General features: G+C 71.9%; 11 protein-coding genes. 9 read left to right on the forward strand and 2 right to left on the reverse strand.

The features are described 5' to 3' along the window. Positions 1–286 precede the first annotated feature (286 nt). The 5 genes from ElP_RS22540 to ElP_RS22560 all read left to right on the forward strand — a co-directional run bounded on the left by ElP_RS22540 (position 287) and on the right by ElP_RS22560 (position 7,819). Positions 287–784, forward strand: coding sequence for a DinB family protein (locus tag ElP_RS22540; RefSeq protein WP_197446292.1), 498 nt, complete (start codon positions 287–289; stop codon positions 782–784). A gap of 224 nt (positions 785–1,008) precedes the next feature. Beyond that, complete coding sequence (locus tag ElP_RS22545) at positions 1,009–4,152, forward strand: PSD1 and planctomycete cytochrome C domain-containing protein (protein ID WP_145273354.1); 3,144 nt, start codon at positions 1,009–1,011, stop codon at positions 4,150–4,152. 47 nt (positions 4,153–4,199) lie between these two features. Beyond that, complete coding sequence (locus tag ElP_RS22550; protein WP_145273356.1) at positions 4,200–5,681, forward strand: DUF1501 domain-containing protein; 1,482 nt, start codon at positions 4,200–4,202, stop codon at positions 5,679–5,681. Between the two features lie 97 nt (positions 5,682–5,778). Then, positions 5,779–7,053, forward strand: a complete 1,275-nt coding sequence (locus ElP_RS22555; RefSeq protein ID WP_145273359.1) for a glucuronyl esterase domain-containing protein — start codon at positions 5,779–5,781, stop codon at positions 7,051–7,053. A gap of 13 nt (positions 7,054–7,066) precedes the next feature. After that, positions 7,067–7,819, forward strand: a complete 753-nt coding sequence (locus ElP_RS22560) for a hypothetical protein (RefSeq protein WP_145273362.1) — start codon at positions 7,067–7,069, stop codon at positions 7,817–7,819. A 143-nt stretch (positions 7,820–7,962) separates the two neighbouring features. Here the strand turns inward: ElP_RS22560 and ElP_RS22565 are convergent, their stop codons facing one another. Both ElP_RS22565 and ElP_RS22570 read right to left on the reverse strand, forming a co-directional pair. Then, positions 7,963–8,445 carry a hypothetical protein gene (locus ElP_RS22565; RefSeq protein ID WP_145273365.1) on the reverse strand — a complete coding sequence of 161 codons (483 nt, stop codon included), beginning with the start codon at positions 8,443–8,445 and terminating at the stop codon, positions 7,963–7,965. Positions 8,446–8,535: 90 nt separating this feature from the next. Beyond that, a complete protein-coding gene (locus ElP_RS22570) occupies positions 8,536–8,919 on the reverse strand; it encodes a DUF6992 family protein (RefSeq protein ID WP_145273368.1) in 384 nt (127 codons plus the stop codon). A gap of 313 nt (positions 8,920–9,232) precedes the next feature. Between ElP_RS22570 and ElP_RS22575 the strand changes: the two genes are divergently transcribed. The 4 genes from ElP_RS22575 (at position 9,233) to ElP_RS22590 (ending at position 18,066) form a co-directional block, all read left to right on the forward strand. Continuing rightward, the gene (locus ElP_RS22575) at positions 9,233–13,156 is read left to right on the forward strand and encodes an FtsK/SpoIIIE domain-containing protein (protein WP_197446293.1); all 3,924 of its coding nucleotides are present in this window, start codon (positions 9,233–9,235) and stop codon (positions 13,154–13,156) included. After that, entirely contained in the window at positions 13,153–13,911 is a 759-nt protein-coding gene (locus tag ElP_RS22580; RefSeq protein WP_145273373.1) for a CPBP family intramembrane glutamic endopeptidase, read from the forward strand. Before ElP_RS22575 ends, ElP_RS22580 begins: the two co-directional genes overlap by 4 nt. Before the next feature lie 331 nt (positions 13,912–14,242). After that, the gene (locus tag ElP_RS22585) at positions 14,243–14,500 is read left to right on the forward strand and encodes a phosphopantetheine-binding protein (protein WP_145273377.1); all 258 of its coding nucleotides are present in this window, start codon (positions 14,243–14,245) and stop codon (positions 14,498–14,500) included. 116 nt (positions 14,501–14,616) lie between these two features. Then, positions 14,617–18,066: a thiamine pyrophosphate-dependent enzyme gene (locus ElP_RS22590; protein ID WP_145273380.1), complete on the forward strand. Its 3,450-nt coding sequence runs from the start codon at positions 14,617–14,619 to the stop codon at positions 18,064–18,066. Positions 18,067–18,124 lie beyond the last annotated feature (58 nt).

The following is an 18,124-nucleotide window of genomic DNA, read 5'->3' on the forward strand; positions in this document are numbered from 1 at the left end:
CGTCGGCGGGCCGGGGGGCCGCCGACGGCACCCCGGTTGCACCTGGCCCGGAGTCGCACCGGGGACATCGGCCGAGCCGGGTGTCCGATCGTAAGATTCTGCTCGAAAAGGAGATCCGGGTCGATCCTCGGGACCGGACGGCCGAACACGGCCGTCCCGACGATCGTAGAGGAAATCGGTTGCGACGACGACCCGGCGTGCGGGATAATTGTTTGTCGTGCACCCCTGCCCCCGCCCTTCCCACCCGATGATCGCCCGGGCCCCTTCCCGGGCGGAGAATGGACAGATGGCCGACGAGACGCTGCTGAACTTGCTCGACGACGTCCGCAGCAAGACCCTCAAGGAATTGCAGAACCTCGACGACACGCACGCCCGATGGGCCCCGCCGAACCTCCAGAATTCCTGCCTCTGGCACGCCGGCCATGCCTACGTGGTCACCGAGTTCCTCACCCTCAGGGGCCTGAAGCATGAGCCGCAGATCCCCGAAGGCTGGTTCAAGATGTTCAGCTGGGAGAGCAACCCGGCGCACATCTCTCCCGAGAGCTGGCCCCCCCTGGAAGAGGTGGTCGCGGCCCTGAAGGCCCAGCACCAGAGGCTCCGGGACGTGATCGCCGGGCTGTCCCCCGAGCAGCTCGACGGCCCCGACCCCGGCAATACCAACCGCACGATCCGCTTCACCATCATGCACGGCCTGCACGACGAGGCCCGGCACAGCGGGGAGATCTCGCTGCTCCGCAAGCTGATGTCGCGGTGCTTCGTGGTCCGGTCGCCGGCGGCGTTCTGAGCCCACGCCCCGCCCCGAGGCGTCGCGACCCCCTCGGGTCGGGATCTCGGGGCGAGTGACGGCCCGTCGAACCGACTCGACGGGCCGACCCTCCCCCCCTGCCCTCCCCTAGCCCGATCGAGTCGCCGGGCGGCCGCGCCGCCCTCACCCCTCCCCCCCCGTGCCGGTGGTCCCGCCCCAGACGGGCGACCGCCGGCCCCCAGCCGAACCGGGAGCCGAGATCGATGAGACCGCCGAACCCCGCGACGTGGACGCGATCGCTCACCCTGGCCGCCTGCTGCGTCATCGCCGTCGCCGCCTGCCGGGCGGTCCGGGCCGACGATCCCCCCGAGCCGTCGCCGACGGTCGACTTCTCCCGGGACATCCGCCCGCTGCTCTCCGACGCCTGCTTCGCCTGCCACGGGCCGGACGAGGGGACGCTCAAGGCCGGGTTGAGGCTCGACCTGAAGGACGACGCCTTCGCCGACCGGGGGGGCTACGCGGCCGTCGTCCCCGGGGATCCCGAGGCGAGCGAGCTGTTCTACCGGATCTCCACCGAGGACGAGTTCGACCGGATGCCCCCGGCCGACTCGCACAAGGGGCTGTCCCCCGGGCAGGTCGAGCTGTTCCGGGCCTGGATCGAGCAGGGTGCCCCCTGGGAGGAGCACTGGGCCTTCGTCACCCCCACCAAGCCCGAGCCCCCCGAGGTGGCCGACGAGTCGAGGGTCGAGAACCCGATCGACGCCTTCATCCTCGACCGGCTGGACCGGGAAGGACCCGACCCGGCCCCGGAGGCCGACCCCGAGGTCCTCGTCCGACGGGCCCACCTCGACCTCACCGGCCTGCCGCCGACCCCCGAGGAGGTCGGCGCCTACCTCGCCGACGACCGGCCCGACCGCTACGAGCAGCTCGTCGACCGCCTGCTCGACTCCCCCCACTACGGCGAGCACATGGCCCGGTTCTGGCTCGACGCCGCCCGGTACGGCGACACCCACGGCCTGCACCTGGACAACTACCGGGAGATGTGGCCCTATCGGGACTGGGTGATCGAGGCCTTCAACCGCAACCTCCCCTATGACCGGTTCGTCGTCGAGCAGCTCGCTGGCGACCTGCTCCCCGACCCCACCCCCGACCAGGTCATCGCCACCGGCTTCAACCGGGCCCACGTCACGACGAGCGAGGGCGGGTCGATCGAGGAGGAGGTCTTCGTCCGCAACGTCGTCGAGCGGGTCGACGCCACCGGCACCGTCTTCCTCGGCCTGACCGTCGCCTGCGCCCGGTGCCACGACCACAAGTTCGACCCCATCTCGCAGGCCGACTACTACTCGATGTTCGCCTTCTTCAACTCCCTCGACGGCAAGCCCCTCGACGGCAACGCCAAGGCGCACCCGCCGGTGCTCCAGGTCCCCTCGGAGGAGCACCGGGCCGAGCGGCAGCGGCTGGAGGCGGAACTCGCCTCGGTCCGCGAGCAGATCGCCGAGGCCGTCGCCGCCGTCGACTACGACCCGAGCCGGGACGAGGACCGCGCCGAGTACGTCCGTCGCGAGGATTTCGTCTGGGTCGACGACGCCCTGCCCCCGGGTGCCAAGCCCTCGAGCGAGGGGGAATGGGCCTTCGTCTCCGAGCCCGAACACCCCGTCTTCCTCGGGTCGAAGGCCCACGTCCGGACGTCCGAGGGGCAGAGCCAGCACCTCTTCACCGAGGCGTCGCAGGGCCTGCTCGTCGGCGAGGGGGACACGCTCTTCGCCCACGCCTTCCTCGACCCGCTGAATCCGCCCAAGGAGATCATGCTCCAGTGGAACACCGGGGAGTGGAAGCACCGGGCGTACTGGGGCGAGAACCTGATCGACTACGGCACGGACGGCACGACCGAGCGCGTCTCCCGGGGGGCCCTGCCGACCACCGGGGAGTGGGTCCGCCTGGAGGTCCCCGCGGCCGACGTCGGCATCCCCCCCGGGACGACGATCACCGGCCTGGCCTTCACCCAGCACGGGGGCACCGTCCGCTGGGACGCCGCCGGCATCCGCTCCTGGACCCCACAGCTGGGCGAGTCGTACGCGTCGCTCGCCTCCTGGATCCGGGACCAGAGGGTCCTCGGAGACAAGGCGGCGCTCCCGGATCCGATTACGCAACTCGTCGCCGTCGATCCCGGAGAGCGGACCGGGGAGCAGTCCGAGCGACTCCGAGACTACTTCGTCGAGCACGCCTACGCCCCCGCCCGGCCGACGCTGGCCCCGCTGCTCGCCCGGCGGGCGGAGGTCGAGAAGGCGAAGACCGCCCTGGAGGAGTCGATCCCGACCACGCTGGTCTGGAAGGAGATGGCCGAGCCCAAGCCGGCGTTCATCCTGAACCGGGGAGAGTACGACCAGCCGGGCGACCCCGTCGGCCGGTCCGTCCCCTCGTTCCTGCCCCCCCTGCCGGAAGGGGCGCCGGTCGATCGCCTCGGGCTGGCGAGCTGGCTGGTCGACCGCTCCAACCCGCTGACCGCCCGGGTCGCGGCCAATCGGCTCTGGCAGCAGGTCTTCGGCGTCGGCCTGGTGAAGACCTCCGAGGACTTCGGCGCCCAGGGGGAGACGCCCAGCCACCCCGAGCTGCTCGACTGGCTGGCCGTCCAGTTCCAGGACGACGGCTGGGACGTGAAGGAATTCATGCGGAGGCTGGTCACCTCGAACACCTACCGCCGGTCGTCCCGGGCCACCCCCGAACTGCTGGCGCGGGACCCGAAGAACCGGCTCTACGCCCGGGGGCCCCGGTTCCGGCTCGACGCGGAGACGATCCGGGACCAGGCCCTGTTCGTCGGCGGCCTGCTCGTCGAGCAGGTCGGCGGGCCGAGCGTCAAGCCGCCGCAGCCGTCGGGGCTCTGGGAGGCCGTCGGCTACACCAGCTCCAACACCGCCCAGTTCCGGGCCGACACCGGCCGGGAGAAGGTCCACCGCCGCAGCCTCTACACCTTCTGGAAGCGGACCTCGCCGCCGCCCCAGATGACGACCTTCGACGCCCCCTCCCGGGAGTCGTGCACGATGCGACGGGAGCGGACCAACACGCCGCTGCAGGCCCTCCTGCTGCTGAACGACCCGCAGTACGTCGAGGCCGCCCGGGCCCTGGCCGAGCGGACGATGCGGGAGGCCGGCTCCTCCACCGAGGATCGCCTGACCCGGATGTTCCGGATCGTCGCCGCCCGGACGCCCGAGGCCGACGAGCTGGCCGAGCTGACGGCCGCCTACGACGACCTGATCGCCTCGTACCGCGACGACCCCGAGGCCGCCCGCCAGCTCATCGCCGTCGGCGAGACGACCCCCGACCCGGCGCACGACCCCGCCGAGCTGGCCGCCTGGACCGTCATCGCCAACACGCTGCTCAACCTCGACGAGGTCATCGTGAAGGGCTGACCCGCCCGGGACCGGACGAATACGAACCTCAACCGGAGGACGCGAGCATGGACCCGATCCTGGAGCGGATCAACACGGTGACCCGCCGGCACTTCTTCGGCCGGAATGCCCTCGGCCTGGGGACCGCCGCGCTGGCCTCGATGCTGCCCGACCGCCGCGCGATGGCCCTCGGCGGGGGGGCCGACGAGAACCGGCCCGCCCCCTCGGGAGGCCTGCCCGGCCTGCCCCACTTCGCCCCCAAGGCGAAGCGGGCGATCTACCTGTTCATGTCCGGCGCCCCGTCTCAGCTGGACATGTTCGACTACAAGCCCGCCATGGACGACCTGTTCGACACGGACCTGCCCGAGTCGATCCGCAAGGGCCAGCGGCTGACGACCATGACCAGCGGGCAGGACCGCTTCCCGATCGCCCCCTCGAAGTACAAATTCGAGCGGCACGGCGGGTCGGGCGCCTGGGTGAGCGAGCTGCTGCCCCACACGGCGAAGATGGTGGACGACCTGGCGATCGTCCGGTCGATGCACACCGAGGCGATCAACCACGACCCGGCGATCACCTACATCTGCACCGGCCACCAGCTGCCCGGCCGCGCCAGCCTCGGCGCCTGGCTCAGCTACGGCCTGGGCACGATGAACGCCAACCTGCCCGACTTCGTCGTGATGACGCCGACCTGGTCCGGCCGGAAGGACGCGCAGGCGCTCTACAACCGCCTCTGGGGCTCCGGCTACCTGCCCAGCAAGCACCAGGGGGTCCGCCTCCGGACCGACGGCGACCCCGTCCTGTTCCTCTCCGACCCCCCGGGCGTGAGCCAGGCGAATCGGCGGAGGATGCTCGACACCCTCGGCGCCCTGAACCAGAAGAACTACGACGAGTTCGCCGACCCCGAGACCCAGGCCCGGATCGCCCAGTACGAGATGGCCTTCCGGATGCAGACCTCCGTCCCCGAACTGATGGACCTGACCGACGAGCCGAAGAACGTGCTCGACATGTACGGCCCGGACGTCACCAAGCCCGGCACCTTCGCCTACTGCGCCCTGATGGCCCGACGCCTGGCCGAACGCGACGTCCGGTTCGTCCAGCTCTTCCACCGGGGCTGGGACCAGCACGGCAACATCGCCGGCGACTTGCCCAACCAGTGCCGGGACATCGACCAGCCGAGCTGGGCCCTCGTCCAGGACCTCAAGCAGCGCGGGCTGCTCGACGACACGCTCGTCGTCTGGGGGGGCGAATTCGGCCGGACCATCTACTGCCAGGGGGCGCTCACCCGGGACAACTACGGCCGGGACCACCACCCGAGGTGCTTCACCGTCTGGATGGCCGGGGGCGGCATCAAGCCGGGGATCGTGCACGGCGAGACCGACGAGTTCAGCTACAACGTGACGAAGGACCCCGTCCACATCCACGAGCTGAACGCGACGATCCTGCAATGCCTGGGGATCGACCACCGCCGACTGACGTACAAGTTCCAGGGCCTCGACCAGAGGCTCACCGGCGTCGAGGACCCCCATCCCGTCGACGCCTTGCTCGCCTGAGTTCGTTCCGTCATCCTGGACGGGCGGGGGCCCCGGCCCGGCCGGGGGCCCCGCCCGTCGCGTTCCGGCCCCGCCTCCGCCGCCGAGGGACCCAGGGATGAACCTCCACGCCTCGCTCTGCCCGCTCGCCGTCCTCGTCGCGGGCGTCCTCCTCTCCCCCTCCCGGGCGGTCTCGCAGCCGGCCGGGGCCAACTACGAGGAATCGGAGGTCCCGGACTACACGCTCCCGGACCCCTTGACGGCCGAGGACGGCTCGAGGATCTCCTCGCCCGAGCGCTGGCGGGATTCCCGGCGCCCGGAGATCCTCCGGCAGTTCGAGGGCCTCATGTATGGCAAGACCCCAGGCGGCCGCCCCGACGCCATGCGCTGGGAGGTGATCGAGTCGGCCACCGACGCCCTCGGCGGGGCGGCGAAGCGCAAGCAGGTCCGCATTTTCTTCTCGGGAAGGGCCGATGGCCCCCGGATGGACCTGCTCCTCTACACCCCCGCCGACGCGACCGGGCCGGTCCCCACGTTCCTCGGCCTGAACTTCAAGGGGAATCACACCGTGTTCCCGGACCCGGCCATCACGATCCCGGAGGGGGCCGACGAGTCGTCCCGGGGAGATCGCCGGGGGAGGTGGCCGGTCGATGAGATCGTCGGCCGGGGCTTCGGCCTGGCGACGGCGTTCTACTTCGACATCGACCCCGACGTGAAGGATCAGTGGCGGGACGGGGTCCATCCCCTCTTCTACGCCGAGGGCCAGGACCGACCCCTGCCCGACGAGTGGGGATCGATCGGCGCCTGGGCATGGGGCCTCAGTCGGGCGCTGGACTACCTCGAGACCGACGAGGACGTGGACGGGGCCCGGGTCGTCGTGCTGGGCCATTCCCGGCTGGGGAAGACCTCGCTCTGGGCCGGGGCGCAGGACGATCGGTTCGCCCTGGTCATCTCGAACGACTCGGGATGCGGTGGCGCCGCCCTGAGCCGGAGGCGGTTCGGTGAGACGGTCGAGCGGATCAACACGTCCTTCCCCCACTGGTTCAGCGACACCTTCAACGAGTTCAATGCCGACGAGGATTCCCTGCCGTTCGACCAGCACATGCTGATCGCCCTGATCGCCCCCAGGCCTGTGCTCGTCTGCTCGGCCGAGGGGGACCTCTGGGCCGACCCGAGGGGCGAGTTCCTCTCGGCCTACCACGCGAGCCCGGTCTTCGAACTGCTCGGCACCGACGGCATCGCGGGGGTCGAGGAGATGCCCCCGGTGAACGAGCTGGTCGGGGGCACGATCGGCTACCACGTCCGCCCCGGGGAGCATGACGTGACGATGCGAGACTGGGAGGTCTTCATGGAGTTCGCCGACAGGCACCTCGGACGGGAGGAGTCCCGCTGACCGGGCCGTCGCCATGCGCATCCCGATCGTGAGGCCCATCCTCCGCCCTCGTCCCCGCCCCGACCGGCTGTTCGGGGCCCCGTCCGAGCGGGGTCCGGGAGGCGTACCGCCCGCCCACCCCCGCCCCGGCTTCGAGTTCCCGATCCGGGACGGTCGGCTCGTCTTCCTCTCGCCGGTGGAAGTCGGGGACCGTCCCCGGCTGGAGGCGGCCTTCGACTTGCTCTCCGACCGATCCCGGCAGTACCGCTTCTTCCGGTCGAGCGACCGGCTCTCGGAGTCCGAGCTGCGCTATTTCACGGAGGTGGACCAGGTCGACCACGTCGCCTGGTGCGCCCTCGACACGCCCGACCCGCCCTTCGACGGACTCGCCAGCGGCAGGATGATTCGGGATCGGGACGACCGACGTTCGGCCGAGGTCGCGGTCACCGTGCTCGACGCCTGTCAGGGCCTCGGCCTGGGGACGCTCCTGCTGGGCGTCCTCGTCCTGCGGGCCCGGATGCTCGGCATCGAGCGGCTCCGGGCCGTGGCCCTGCCGGAGAATGTCGTGGTCCGCAACTGGCTGTCGGGCCTGGGCTGGACGATCGCCCGGGAGGATGCGCTCGTCGAGTTCGCCCTCTCGACCGCCCCGGATCCCGGACCCGGGACGACCCTCGCCGCCCGGGACCGATTTGACCGGCTCCTGGGGGAGCTTCGGGCCCCCCTGCGACGATGCCTGTCGGCCGGGGAAGGCCCGGGGATCGATCGGCCCGGGGGTGGGCCCTCGTAGGGATCGGTCGCCGTCCGGCGACCCGATCCCTCATCCCGTGCCGGTCGAAAGACCGGCGCCCCGCCGTCGGTAAGACGGTGACCGTCCGGTCGTCCCACGCCCCGGTCGCGTCGGGTCGGGGCGGGGCGGCCCGATGACTCGGATCATCCGGGGGGCATCTGGCCGACGATCATGACCCCATCGGTGACCGAGTACCCGGCCCCCCAGCCCGTGCCGAAGCCGCCGATGATGGTGGGGAGGCCGCCCACGCCGACGTCGGTGGCCCCACCCTGCCGCTCCTGGGTCTTCGCTTCGCCCCGGAGGAGCGGGGTGACGGAGACGATGGCATAGCCCTCGGCGGCGAGCCTCGCCGCGGCCGCCTGGACCCGCCGGGAGAATTCCTGGCCGTCGACGTTCGAGCTCCATTCCTGGCGCTGGATCTGGGGCAACGCCTCCCCCGGGCGGATCTGGGACGCCTGGGAGGGCGCCGGGGTCGCCACGTAGACGACCCGGACATCCCCCGCCTGGGGGGAGATCGGCCGGGCCTGGGACCGGGAATTGATCATCATCCCCCCGATCGCCAGGACGACGAGGGCCAGGCCCCACGAGGCGATCGGCCGGAGGGCGGGAGTTCGGGATTCGAGCATGGGGTTGATCCGGGCGGGGACGCGGGGGTCGATGCGTGGTCCGTCCGGCAGCCCTCGCGACCCGGGTCGGCCGGGCGGCCGGACGGTCGATCAGCCGACGAGGCCGGCACATCGCCACCAATAGTAACCGTCGAAGGCGAGCAGGAACGAACCCTGCACGAGGACGCCGAGCCCGAAACCCCGCAACATCGGCCCCTTCCGGCTCAGGAGCACGCCGGCCGAGGCGAGGTAGAGCAGGTCGAGGCCGGCGTTGATCCTCAGGGCTGGCAGCAACTTGGCGGCCGTGCCCGGCTCGCCGAGCAATGCGGACCAGCCGATGAGGCCGTCGATCAGGCCCCAGATCCCGGACATGAACCAGAAGGATCGCCAGAATTCGCTCGGCCGGGCATAGAGCCCGACCGTCGCCGCGCCGAGCGAAGCGAGCGACCAGAGCAGGAGGCCGACGACCAATCGGTGCTGGATGTCATCGGGCATCGTGTCGGGTGGTGCCCGGGGTGACTCGGTCGGTCGAGGGGACCGTCCGGCCCCCGAGCCGCGAGCGTACCCGGTCGGCCCGATCCGCTCAATCGTCGCGCCGGCGGGGGACGCGGCGGCGACTCCCCCCGAGGCCCCCTTGTCCGGGCCGGCCGGGCCTGGAAAGATCGGGAGATCGGGTCGTCCCCACCGCCTCGGCCGATCGCCGACGCCATCGATCTCGCCGGGCCGCCTCCCGGGCGAGGGCGGAACGTCCGGGGACGGCCGGTCGTCGAAGGGTGACGGATCCGGGCCGATCGGAGGACACCGCCTGATGTCGGAGCAGCAGGAGCAACCCCGGGACCCGGTCGGTCGCCAGGTCTCGGCCTTGAAGGGGCTGGCCCGCTTGGTGGCCGATCGGGCCGAGGCCGAGGCCCGGCTCGGCCTCGATCGTTCCCGGCGCCTGGAAGCGGCCGATCGGGTGCGGAAACAGGCCTCGAATGCGAACGAGGCCCGTTACCAGGCCGATCGAGACGCCCTCGAACGCCGGGCCCGTGAGGAGCCCGAGGCCGCCCGCGCCGCCTTCGAGGCGACCCGGGGGCAGGCCGAGGAGGCGCTCCGGGTGACGCGGGCCGAGGCCGAACGGCAGCTCCGGGACGCGGTCGAGGAGATCAAGAAGGCCCAGGCCGACCAGCGCTGGGAGGTCGGCACGATCTGCGAGGCGGGGCTGAACGACGCGAAGACCCGCCTGGAGAAGGCCCTCGCCCGCCTCTCGGAGGTCGAGTCCCGGCTCAGGGCGATCCGAGGGGAGGTCGACACCTACCTGTCCGCCCACCGGCTCCGCTCGGCCGCGACAGGGGCGGGGGCGACGGCCGAGGAGTCGGCCGAAGAACCCGAGCCCTCGGCCGAGGCGGCCGGGCAGGCGCTCGACGGGGCGGAGGATCGGCTCGACGACCTCCGGGGCCTCTCGATCCCCCGCCTCTTCCGGGGTGCGAGGCCGGCGCTGATCGCGGTCCTGCCGGCGGCGGCGGGGGCGGTCGCCGGTGGCTTGCTCCGGGGCTGGGCGATGGCCGCCCCGGTCGTCGGCGTGCTGGGGCTGGTGCTCGGGCTGGTCGTGGCGTACTGGCTGCATGCCACGGCGAAGGTCCAAACGCAACGGGCCCTCGGGCCCCTGCTCGGGGCGATCGATCGGGCCTCCCGGCTCTCCTCCCTGGCTCGGGAGCGCGAGATCTCGATCCATCGCGCCTCCGAGCAGGAGTGGCTGGGTCGCCGGGACCGGGAGCAGGTCGCCGCCGACGACCGGGCCAGGGCCGCCGCCGAGGAGGCCCGGCGTCGATATGACGACGCCGTCACCCGGGCCGAGGAGGCCCATCGGCTCGCGCTCTCGAACGCCGAACTCGGCCGGGACGAGGCCCTCCGTCGGCTCGGGGAGGAGGCTTCCCGGCTCGGCCCCGAGATCCGGGCCCGGTTCGAGGCGGAACGGAACCGGATCCTCCTGGAGCACGAGCGGGCCCTCGAGGACGCCTCCTCCCGGGCCGACGTCGAGTCCTCATCCCTGGCCGGGCGCTGGCGGTCCGGGCTGGCCGCGGTGGGGGAGGCCCTGGGGCGGGTCGATTCGGAGATGACCACCCGGTTCCCCACCTTCGAGGCGGTCGCCCGGGAGGATTCGACCCCGCCCGGGGAGGTCCCGCCCGCCCTGCGGTTCGGACGGCTCCGGGTCGACCTGGACATGTTCCCCGAGGGGCGTCCCGCGGACCCCGCCCTGATGGAAGGGCTGCCCGACCGGTTCGAGCCCCCGGCGATCCTCCGATGCCCCGAGGGGGGCTCCCTGCTCCTGAAGGCGGACGCCGAGGGTCGGCCCGCCGCCCTCTCGGCGCTGCAGGCGGTGATGCTCCGCATCCTCACCGGCTTCCCCCCGGGCAAGGCGCGGTTCACGATGATCGACCCCGTCGGCCTGGGCCAGACGTTCGCCGCCTTCATGCACCTGGCCGACGTGGACGAGCAGCTCGTCTCCAGCCGGGTCTGGACCGAGACGCAGCACATCGAGCAGCGGCTCCAGGACCTGACCGAGCACATGGAGAACGTGATCCAGAAGTACTTGCGTAATGAGTACCGCTCGATCACGGAATACAATGCGAAGGCGGGGGAGGTGGCCGAGCCGTTTCGATTCCTCGTCGTCGCCGACTTCCCGGTCCGGTTCAACGAGGCCGCCGCCCGCCGCCTCCTGAGCATCGCCCAGAGCGGCCCGAGGTGCGGCGTCCACGTCCTCGTCTCGGTCGACACGAGGCAGGAGATGCCGCAGGGGATCGACCCCAAGGACCTGGAACGGCACTGCGCCGTCCTCCGATGGCGGGAGGGCAGATTCCGCTGGGGAGACCCCGACCAGGGCGGATTCCCGCTCGAATTGGACGAGCCGCCCCCCCCCGAGGTCTTCTCCGAGGTCGTCCGGGCCGTCGGCAGGCGGGCCGAGGGGGCGGGCCGGGTCGAGGTCCCCTTCGAATTCCTCGCCCCGAAGCCGGAGCGCCACTGGAAGGAGAGCAGCGCGGGGGGGGTGGCGATCCCGATCGGCCGGGCCGGGGCGACCAAGGTGCAGCAGCTCCGGCTCGGATCCGGCACGGCGCAGCACGTGTTGATCGCCGGCAAGACGGGATCGGGCAAGTCGACCCTGCTGCACGCGCTGATCACCAGCGCCGCCCTGGCCTATTCGCCCGACCAGGTCGAGTTCTACCTGATCGACTTCAAGAAGGGGGTCGAGTTCAAGGCGTATGCCACGCACAGGCTGCCCCACGCCCGGGTGATCGCCGTCGAGAGCGAGCGCGAATTCGGCCTGTCGGTGCTCCAGCGGCTCGACGAGGAGCTTCGAGTCCGGGGCGACCTGTTCCGGGAGGCCGGCGCCCAGGACGTGGCCTCGTTCCGGGAGGCCCGGCCCGACCGGACCATGCCCCGGATCCTGCTCATCGTCGACGAGTTCCAGGAGTTCTTCGTCGAGGACGACACGCTCGCCCAGGAGGCGGCGCTCCTGCTCGACCGCCTGGTCCGCCAGGGCCGGGCGTTCGGGATCCACGTGCACCTGGGGTCCCAGACGCTGGCCGGGGCCTACTCGCTGGCGAGGGCGACGATCGGCCAGATGGCCGTCCGGATCGCCTTGCAGTGCAGCGAGTCGGACGCGAGCCTGATCCTCAGCGACGACAACACCGCCGCCCGGCTCCTCTCCCGCCCCGGCGAGGCGATCTACAACGACGCCAACGGCCGGCTCGAGGGGAACAGCATCTTCCAGGTCGTCTGGCTGCCCGACGAGAAGCGGGAGGAGTACCTGCGGCGGGTCTCGGACCTCGCCCGGGGGTCGGGCACCCGGTTCCGCCCGCCGATCGTCTTCGAGGGGAACGTCTCCCCCGACGTGGCGAACAACGAGCCGATGTCGGGCCTGCTCGGTGCCGAGGCCTACCCCGACCCGGCCCCCAAGGCCTCGACGGCCTGGCTCGGGGAACCGGTGGCGATCAAGGGGCCGACGGCGGTGCGGTTCCGCCGGCAGGCGGGTTCTCACCTGCTGATCGTCGGCCAGAACGAGGAGGCGGCCCGGGGCCTGATGGCGACCTCGATGCTCGGCCTCGCCGCCCACCGGCCCGACGCCCGGTTCGTGCTGCTCGACGGCACCCCGTCGGACGATCCCGCCTCGGGGATGCTCCCCGGCCTCGCCGATCGGTTGCCCCACGACGCCCGGGCCGTCCCCTGGGGGCAGGTCGAGGCCGGCGTGGCCATGGTCGCCGACGAGGTCGAGCGGAGGAGGGACGGGGGGATCACCGACGCCCCACCGCTCTACCTGCTCATCCACGACCTCCAGCGCTTCCGGCAGCTCCGCAAGGCCGAGGACGACTTCAGCTTCTCCTCGCGGTCCCCCGACGAGCCGCCCAAGCCCTCCGAGCTGCTCGGCACGATCCTCCGGGACGGCCCGGTCCACGGGGTCCACGCGATCCTCTGGGTCGACACCCTGAACAACCTGAACCGGACCCTCGACCGCTCCTCGCTCCGGGAACTGGAGCATCGGGTCCTCTTCCAGATGTCCTCGGGAGACTCCTCGACGCTGATCGACTCCCCCCTGGCCAACCGCCTCGGGATGTTCCGGGCCCTGCTCGTCAGCGAGGAGGCCGGCCTGATGGAGCGGTTCCGGCCGTACGGCCCCCCGCCTGCCGACTGGCTGGATGAGGCGGCCGGACGCCTCGCCGGGCGTCCCCTGCCCGCCCCCGGCCCGTCGTCGTGAGGGTGGGGGGCGGGGAGGACGACGAGGGGCCGCCGGGCGTCGGCGGGAATCCTCGGGGCCGGGCCCTCGCCGCGTTGCTGCTGCTCGTCCCCATCCAAAGCCTCGCCGTGATCGCCTTGCTGTTCGCGTTCCCGGGGGTCGAGGGGAAGATCTTCAGTGGGATCTGTCGGATCTGGATGCTCGTCCTCCCCCTGGTGTGGACGCGATCCGTCGAAGGGGCCCCGCTGGACATCCGGGGGCCGACGCGACGGGGGGTCGGCATCGGGCTGGCGGCCGGGCTGGCGCTCCTCGCCGTGATCCTGGCCACGTATGCCCTGGTCCGCCCGATCCTCGACCCGGGAGTCTTGCTGGCGCGGGCGAGTTCGACTGGATTCGACCGACCGGTCTCGTTCGTCCTGGTGTCCGCCTATGTCATCTTCGTGAATTCGCTCCTGGAGGAATACGTCTGGCGATGGTTCGTCTACCGGCAGGTCGAGGCGATCCTCCCTCCCGGGCTGGGCAATGCGGCGCGGAGGGCGATGGCCGTCCTCGTCGCCGCGATGCTGTTCACGGTCCATCACGTCATCGCCCTATCGGCCTGGGTCGGGCCGGGGGCGGTCCTCCTCGGCAGCGTCGGCGTGTTCCTCGGGGCGTTGATCTGGTCGGCGATCTACGCCCGCGAACGGTCCCTCTGGCCCTGCTATTTCAGCCATATCCTGGCCGACCTGGCGATCATGATCATCGGCTACGACGTCATCTTCCGGTCGGGAGGATGAGCCATGAGGGTGCCCCGAGATGGCGCGCGTGTGAGGGTCGAGGACGATCGGGGGCTCGGGGTTTGAGGACGAGATCGAACCCCCTGGGCGTGTCGCCGGGTGCCGGGGAGAGGCCGGATCGCTCCGATTGCCGCATGGACCGAGGCGTCGGCCGCCGGGCGACGCCAAGCGTTCAAGTGGGATCCTCCCCCGATCCGATGTTCCTGGGGAAGCCGTCCGGTGGGCGACTCGACCGAGGCGACGGGCGGCCGGCAGGCGGTGCGGGTCGGTCGCCTTCGCGGCCCGGAGCGGCCGGGGGCCGCTGGGCTGCCGGGGCGTTGGGGGGTGACCCGTGAGCGATCAGGACTTGTTGAGCTCCGTCAGCGGGGCGATCCGGAGCTGCAGCGAGGTCGCCCGGGACCTCGCCATCGATCCCCATTCGAGGCTGGTCGAGGACCTGTCCCTGGATTCGCTCGACCTGGTCGCCGTCATGATGCACCTGCAGGACGAACACGCGATCGAACTGGACCTGGACGCGGTCCCGGGCTTCGAGGTCGTCTCCGACCTGATGACCGAGCTGGCACGTCAGGTCCGGCCCCGGGCGGCCTGACCGCCCGACGTGCCCCGGGTACGAGCATTCGAACGCGGACACGTCTCGTCCGGCCGGCCGGAAGGCCCGGCGTCACACACCCGGCCAGTCCGGATCGATCCGGCCCAGGGATGCACATGAATCAGCAGGATCGGAGCCGGGCGACCACCCCGGACGTCGCCCATCGTCGATTCACGGACCGGGTCGCCCCGATCGGTGAGGCCGACTGGCTCGACACCTACCGGGCGATGGCCCTCGCGCGTCGGGTCGACGCCGCTGAGGCCGACCTCACCTCCCGGGGCCTGGCCTTCTTCTCCTGCCCCTGCACCGGCCACGAGGCGATGGCCGTCCTCGCCAGGCTGCTGACGGACGACGATTGGCTGCACCTGCACTATCGTGACAAGGCCCTCTGGATCGCCCGGGGGCTCTCCCCCTCGGCCCTGCTGCACAACGTGGTGGCCGGCGCCGACTCCCCCTCCGCCGGCCGCCAGATGACGCCGTTCGTGGGCGACCCGGCCCTGAAGATCCTCTGCCAGAACGTCCCGGTCGGCAACCACGCCCCGCAGGCCGTGGGGGTGGCCGCCGCCGTGGTCGACCGGCCCGGCCGGCCGGTCGTCCTCTGCTCGATGGGGGACGGCGCCTCCCAGGAAGGGGAGGTGCTGGAGGCGATCGCCGAGGCCGTCCGGCGCTCGCTGCCGGTCCTCTTCCTGGTCGAGGACAACGGCCTGTCGATCTCGACCCGGACCGCCGGGAAGACCTTCTACTCGCTCCCCGATGGTTATGACCCGCCGACGCATCACCAGGGGCTGCCGATCCATCGCCTGGACGGCCGGGATCCGATCGGGCTGTTCGAGGGCCTCGCCCCGGTCGTCTCCCGGATGAGGGGCGATCGCCGCCCCGCGATCGTCGTCGTCTCGGTCGACCGGCTGACGAGCCATACGAACGCCGACGACGACCGGGTCTATCGTTCGGCCGAGGAGGTCGATCGGGCCCGTCGGCTGGGTGATCCGCTGGCGAACCTGCGGCGACGCCTGATCGAGGGCGGGATCCCGGCCGGCACGCTGGGGAGGATCGACGAGGAGGCGGATTCCTCGGTGAGGGTCGCCGTCGAGGCCGCCCTCGCCTCCCCCGACCCGGACCCCGTCCCGGACGCCAAGGCCCCGCTCCCTCCCCCGCTGCTCGACCCCGAACGGGAATACCGCGGCACCCCGGGGGGCGACCGGCTGACGATGCTGGAGGCGATCCGAGCGGTGCTCCGGCATCGCCTGGCGAGCGACCCCAGGGTGACGCTCTGCGGCCAGGACATCGAGGACCCCAAGGGGGACGTCTTCGGCGTGACCCGGGGCCTGAGCACGGCGTTCCCGGGCCGGGTACTGAATGCGGCGCTGGCGGAGTCGACCATCGTCGGCGGGGCGATCGGCCGGGCGATGGTCGGGGAGCGGCCGGTGGCCTTCCTCCAGTTCGCCGACTTCCTGCCGGTTGCGTTCAATCAGATCCACTCCGAGCTGGGGAGCCTCTGGTGGCGGAGCGCGGGCACCTTCTCGTGCCCGGTCATCCTCATGGTCGCCTGCGGCGGCTACCGGCCCGGCCTGGGCCCGTTCCACGCGCAGACGATGGAGTCGCTCGCGGCCCACGTCCCGGGTGTGGACGTGTTCATGCCCTCGACCGCCCCGGATGCCGCCGGGTTGCTCAACGCCGCCTTCGAATCCGGCCGGCCGACGATCCTCTTCTACCCGAAGATTGCGCTAAACGACCGGGACCGCACCACCTCGGCCGACGTGATCGGGCAGCTCGCCCTGCCCGGCCGGGCACGGTACGCCCGACGCGGGGACGACCTGACCCTTGTCTGCTGGGGGGCGACGGTTGCCCTCGCGGAGAAGGTGGCCGACGCGATCGCCGATCAGGTCGGCCTCGGGGTCGAGGTGATCGACCTCCGGTCGCTCTCCCCCTGGGACCGGGACGCCGTCCGGGACTCCGCCCGACGGACCGGCCGGCTCCTGGTGGTCCACGAGGACAACCTCACCGTCGGCTTCGGTGCCGAGGTGGTCGCCGACGTGGCCGAGTCGGTCGGGCCCGCGGTCCGGTGCCGTCGGGTCGCCAGGCCGGACACGTACATCCCCTGCAACTTCTCGGCGCAGCTCGAGATTCTGCCGTCGTTCCGGCGAACGTTGGAAGCCGCGGCGGGGCTGCTCGGCCTGGAATTGAGCTGGGACCTCGGGGGCGTCGGCGTGGGCTCACGGGCGACGACCATCGAGGCGAGGGGGACCAGCCCTGCGGACGAGTCGGTGACCGTGCTCTCCTGGAAGGTCCGCCCCGGGGACTCGGTCCGATCGGGCGAGCCGATCGCCGAACTCGTCGCCGACAAGGCCGTCTTCGACTTCGTCTCCCCGATCGACGGCCAGGTCTCCCGGCTTTCCGCCGCCGAGGGGGAGGCCGTCCGGGTCGGATCCCCCCTGCTGGAAATCGAGGCGAGCTCGACGCCGTCCGGGCTCCCCCGCCGTCGGCCGACCCGGGAGGAACACGGACGCCCGGTCCTCCGGCGGCGAGCCCCCTCGGCGATCGTCACCGGCACCTCGACGGTCGACGCGACCATCAGGCTCGGCGTCCCGAGCGTTTGCCTCGGGTCGGCGGTCGTCCGCAACGCCGACCTCCTCGCGAGATTACCCGGGTGGACCGAGGCCGACATCCTCAAGCGGACCGGCATCGCGTCCCGGAGGCGGCTCGGCCCGGGGGAGTCGGCACAGTCGCTCGCCGAGGCCGCGGCCCGGGCGGCGCTCGACGTCGCCGGACTTTCCCCGACGGATCTCGACCTAATAATCTGCTGCACCGGGACGCCCGGGGTGATCTCCCCGTCGCTGGCCTGCCGGGTGCTCCACGCCCTGGGAGAGGCGACCGGGACGAAGCCCGAGGTCCCGGCGTATGACCTGGCCGCCGCCTGCTCCGGGTACCTGTTCGGCCTGGCCAACGCCTTCGACTTCACCCAGGCTCGGCCGGACTCCCGGGTCTTGCTCCTGACGGCCGAGGCCCTCTCCCCCCTGGCCGATCCCGGCGACTTCGACACCGCTATCCTCTTCGGCGACGCCGCGACCGCCACCGTCGTCCTCGGCCCGGACGCCCCTCCGGGAGGCGTCCCAACGCTGGGGAGGCTCCGGAGGCCGGTCCTCTCCTCCCGGGGAGAGCCTGGGGAGATCCTCCGGGTGCCCGCCGGTGGAGATGGCTTCCTGGCGATGGACGGCCTCCGGGTCTATGCCGAGGCGGTCCGCCGCATGATCTCCCTGCTCGGGTCCGCCTGCGAGGCCGATGGCGTCTCCCCCGGCGAGCTCGACCTTATCGTGCCCCACCAGGCCAACGCTCGGATCATCAACGACATCCGGATGAGGCTGGGGCTCGACCCGGGTCGGGCCTTCGTCCACCTCAGGGATGTGGGCAACACGTCGTCGTCGAGCATCCCGCTGGCGCTGGCCGACCTCGCCTCCCGGGGGGCCCTGCCCCGATCGATCGGCCTGACCGCCTTCGGCGCCGGCTTCACGTTCGGGGCGGCGCTGCTCCGGGGCGAAGAGCGACCGGCCCGGCCGGCGAGGGGCTGAGGGTCGAGAAGATCGTCGGGTGGGTGATCGAACCGAAGTGCTTCCCGCGCGGCGGCTC

It is taken from the genome of Tautonia plasticadhaerens (assembly GCF_007752535.1).
GTDB classification, from domain to species: domain Bacteria; phylum Planctomycetota; class Planctomycetia; order Isosphaerales; family Isosphaeraceae; genus Tautonia; species Tautonia plasticadhaerens.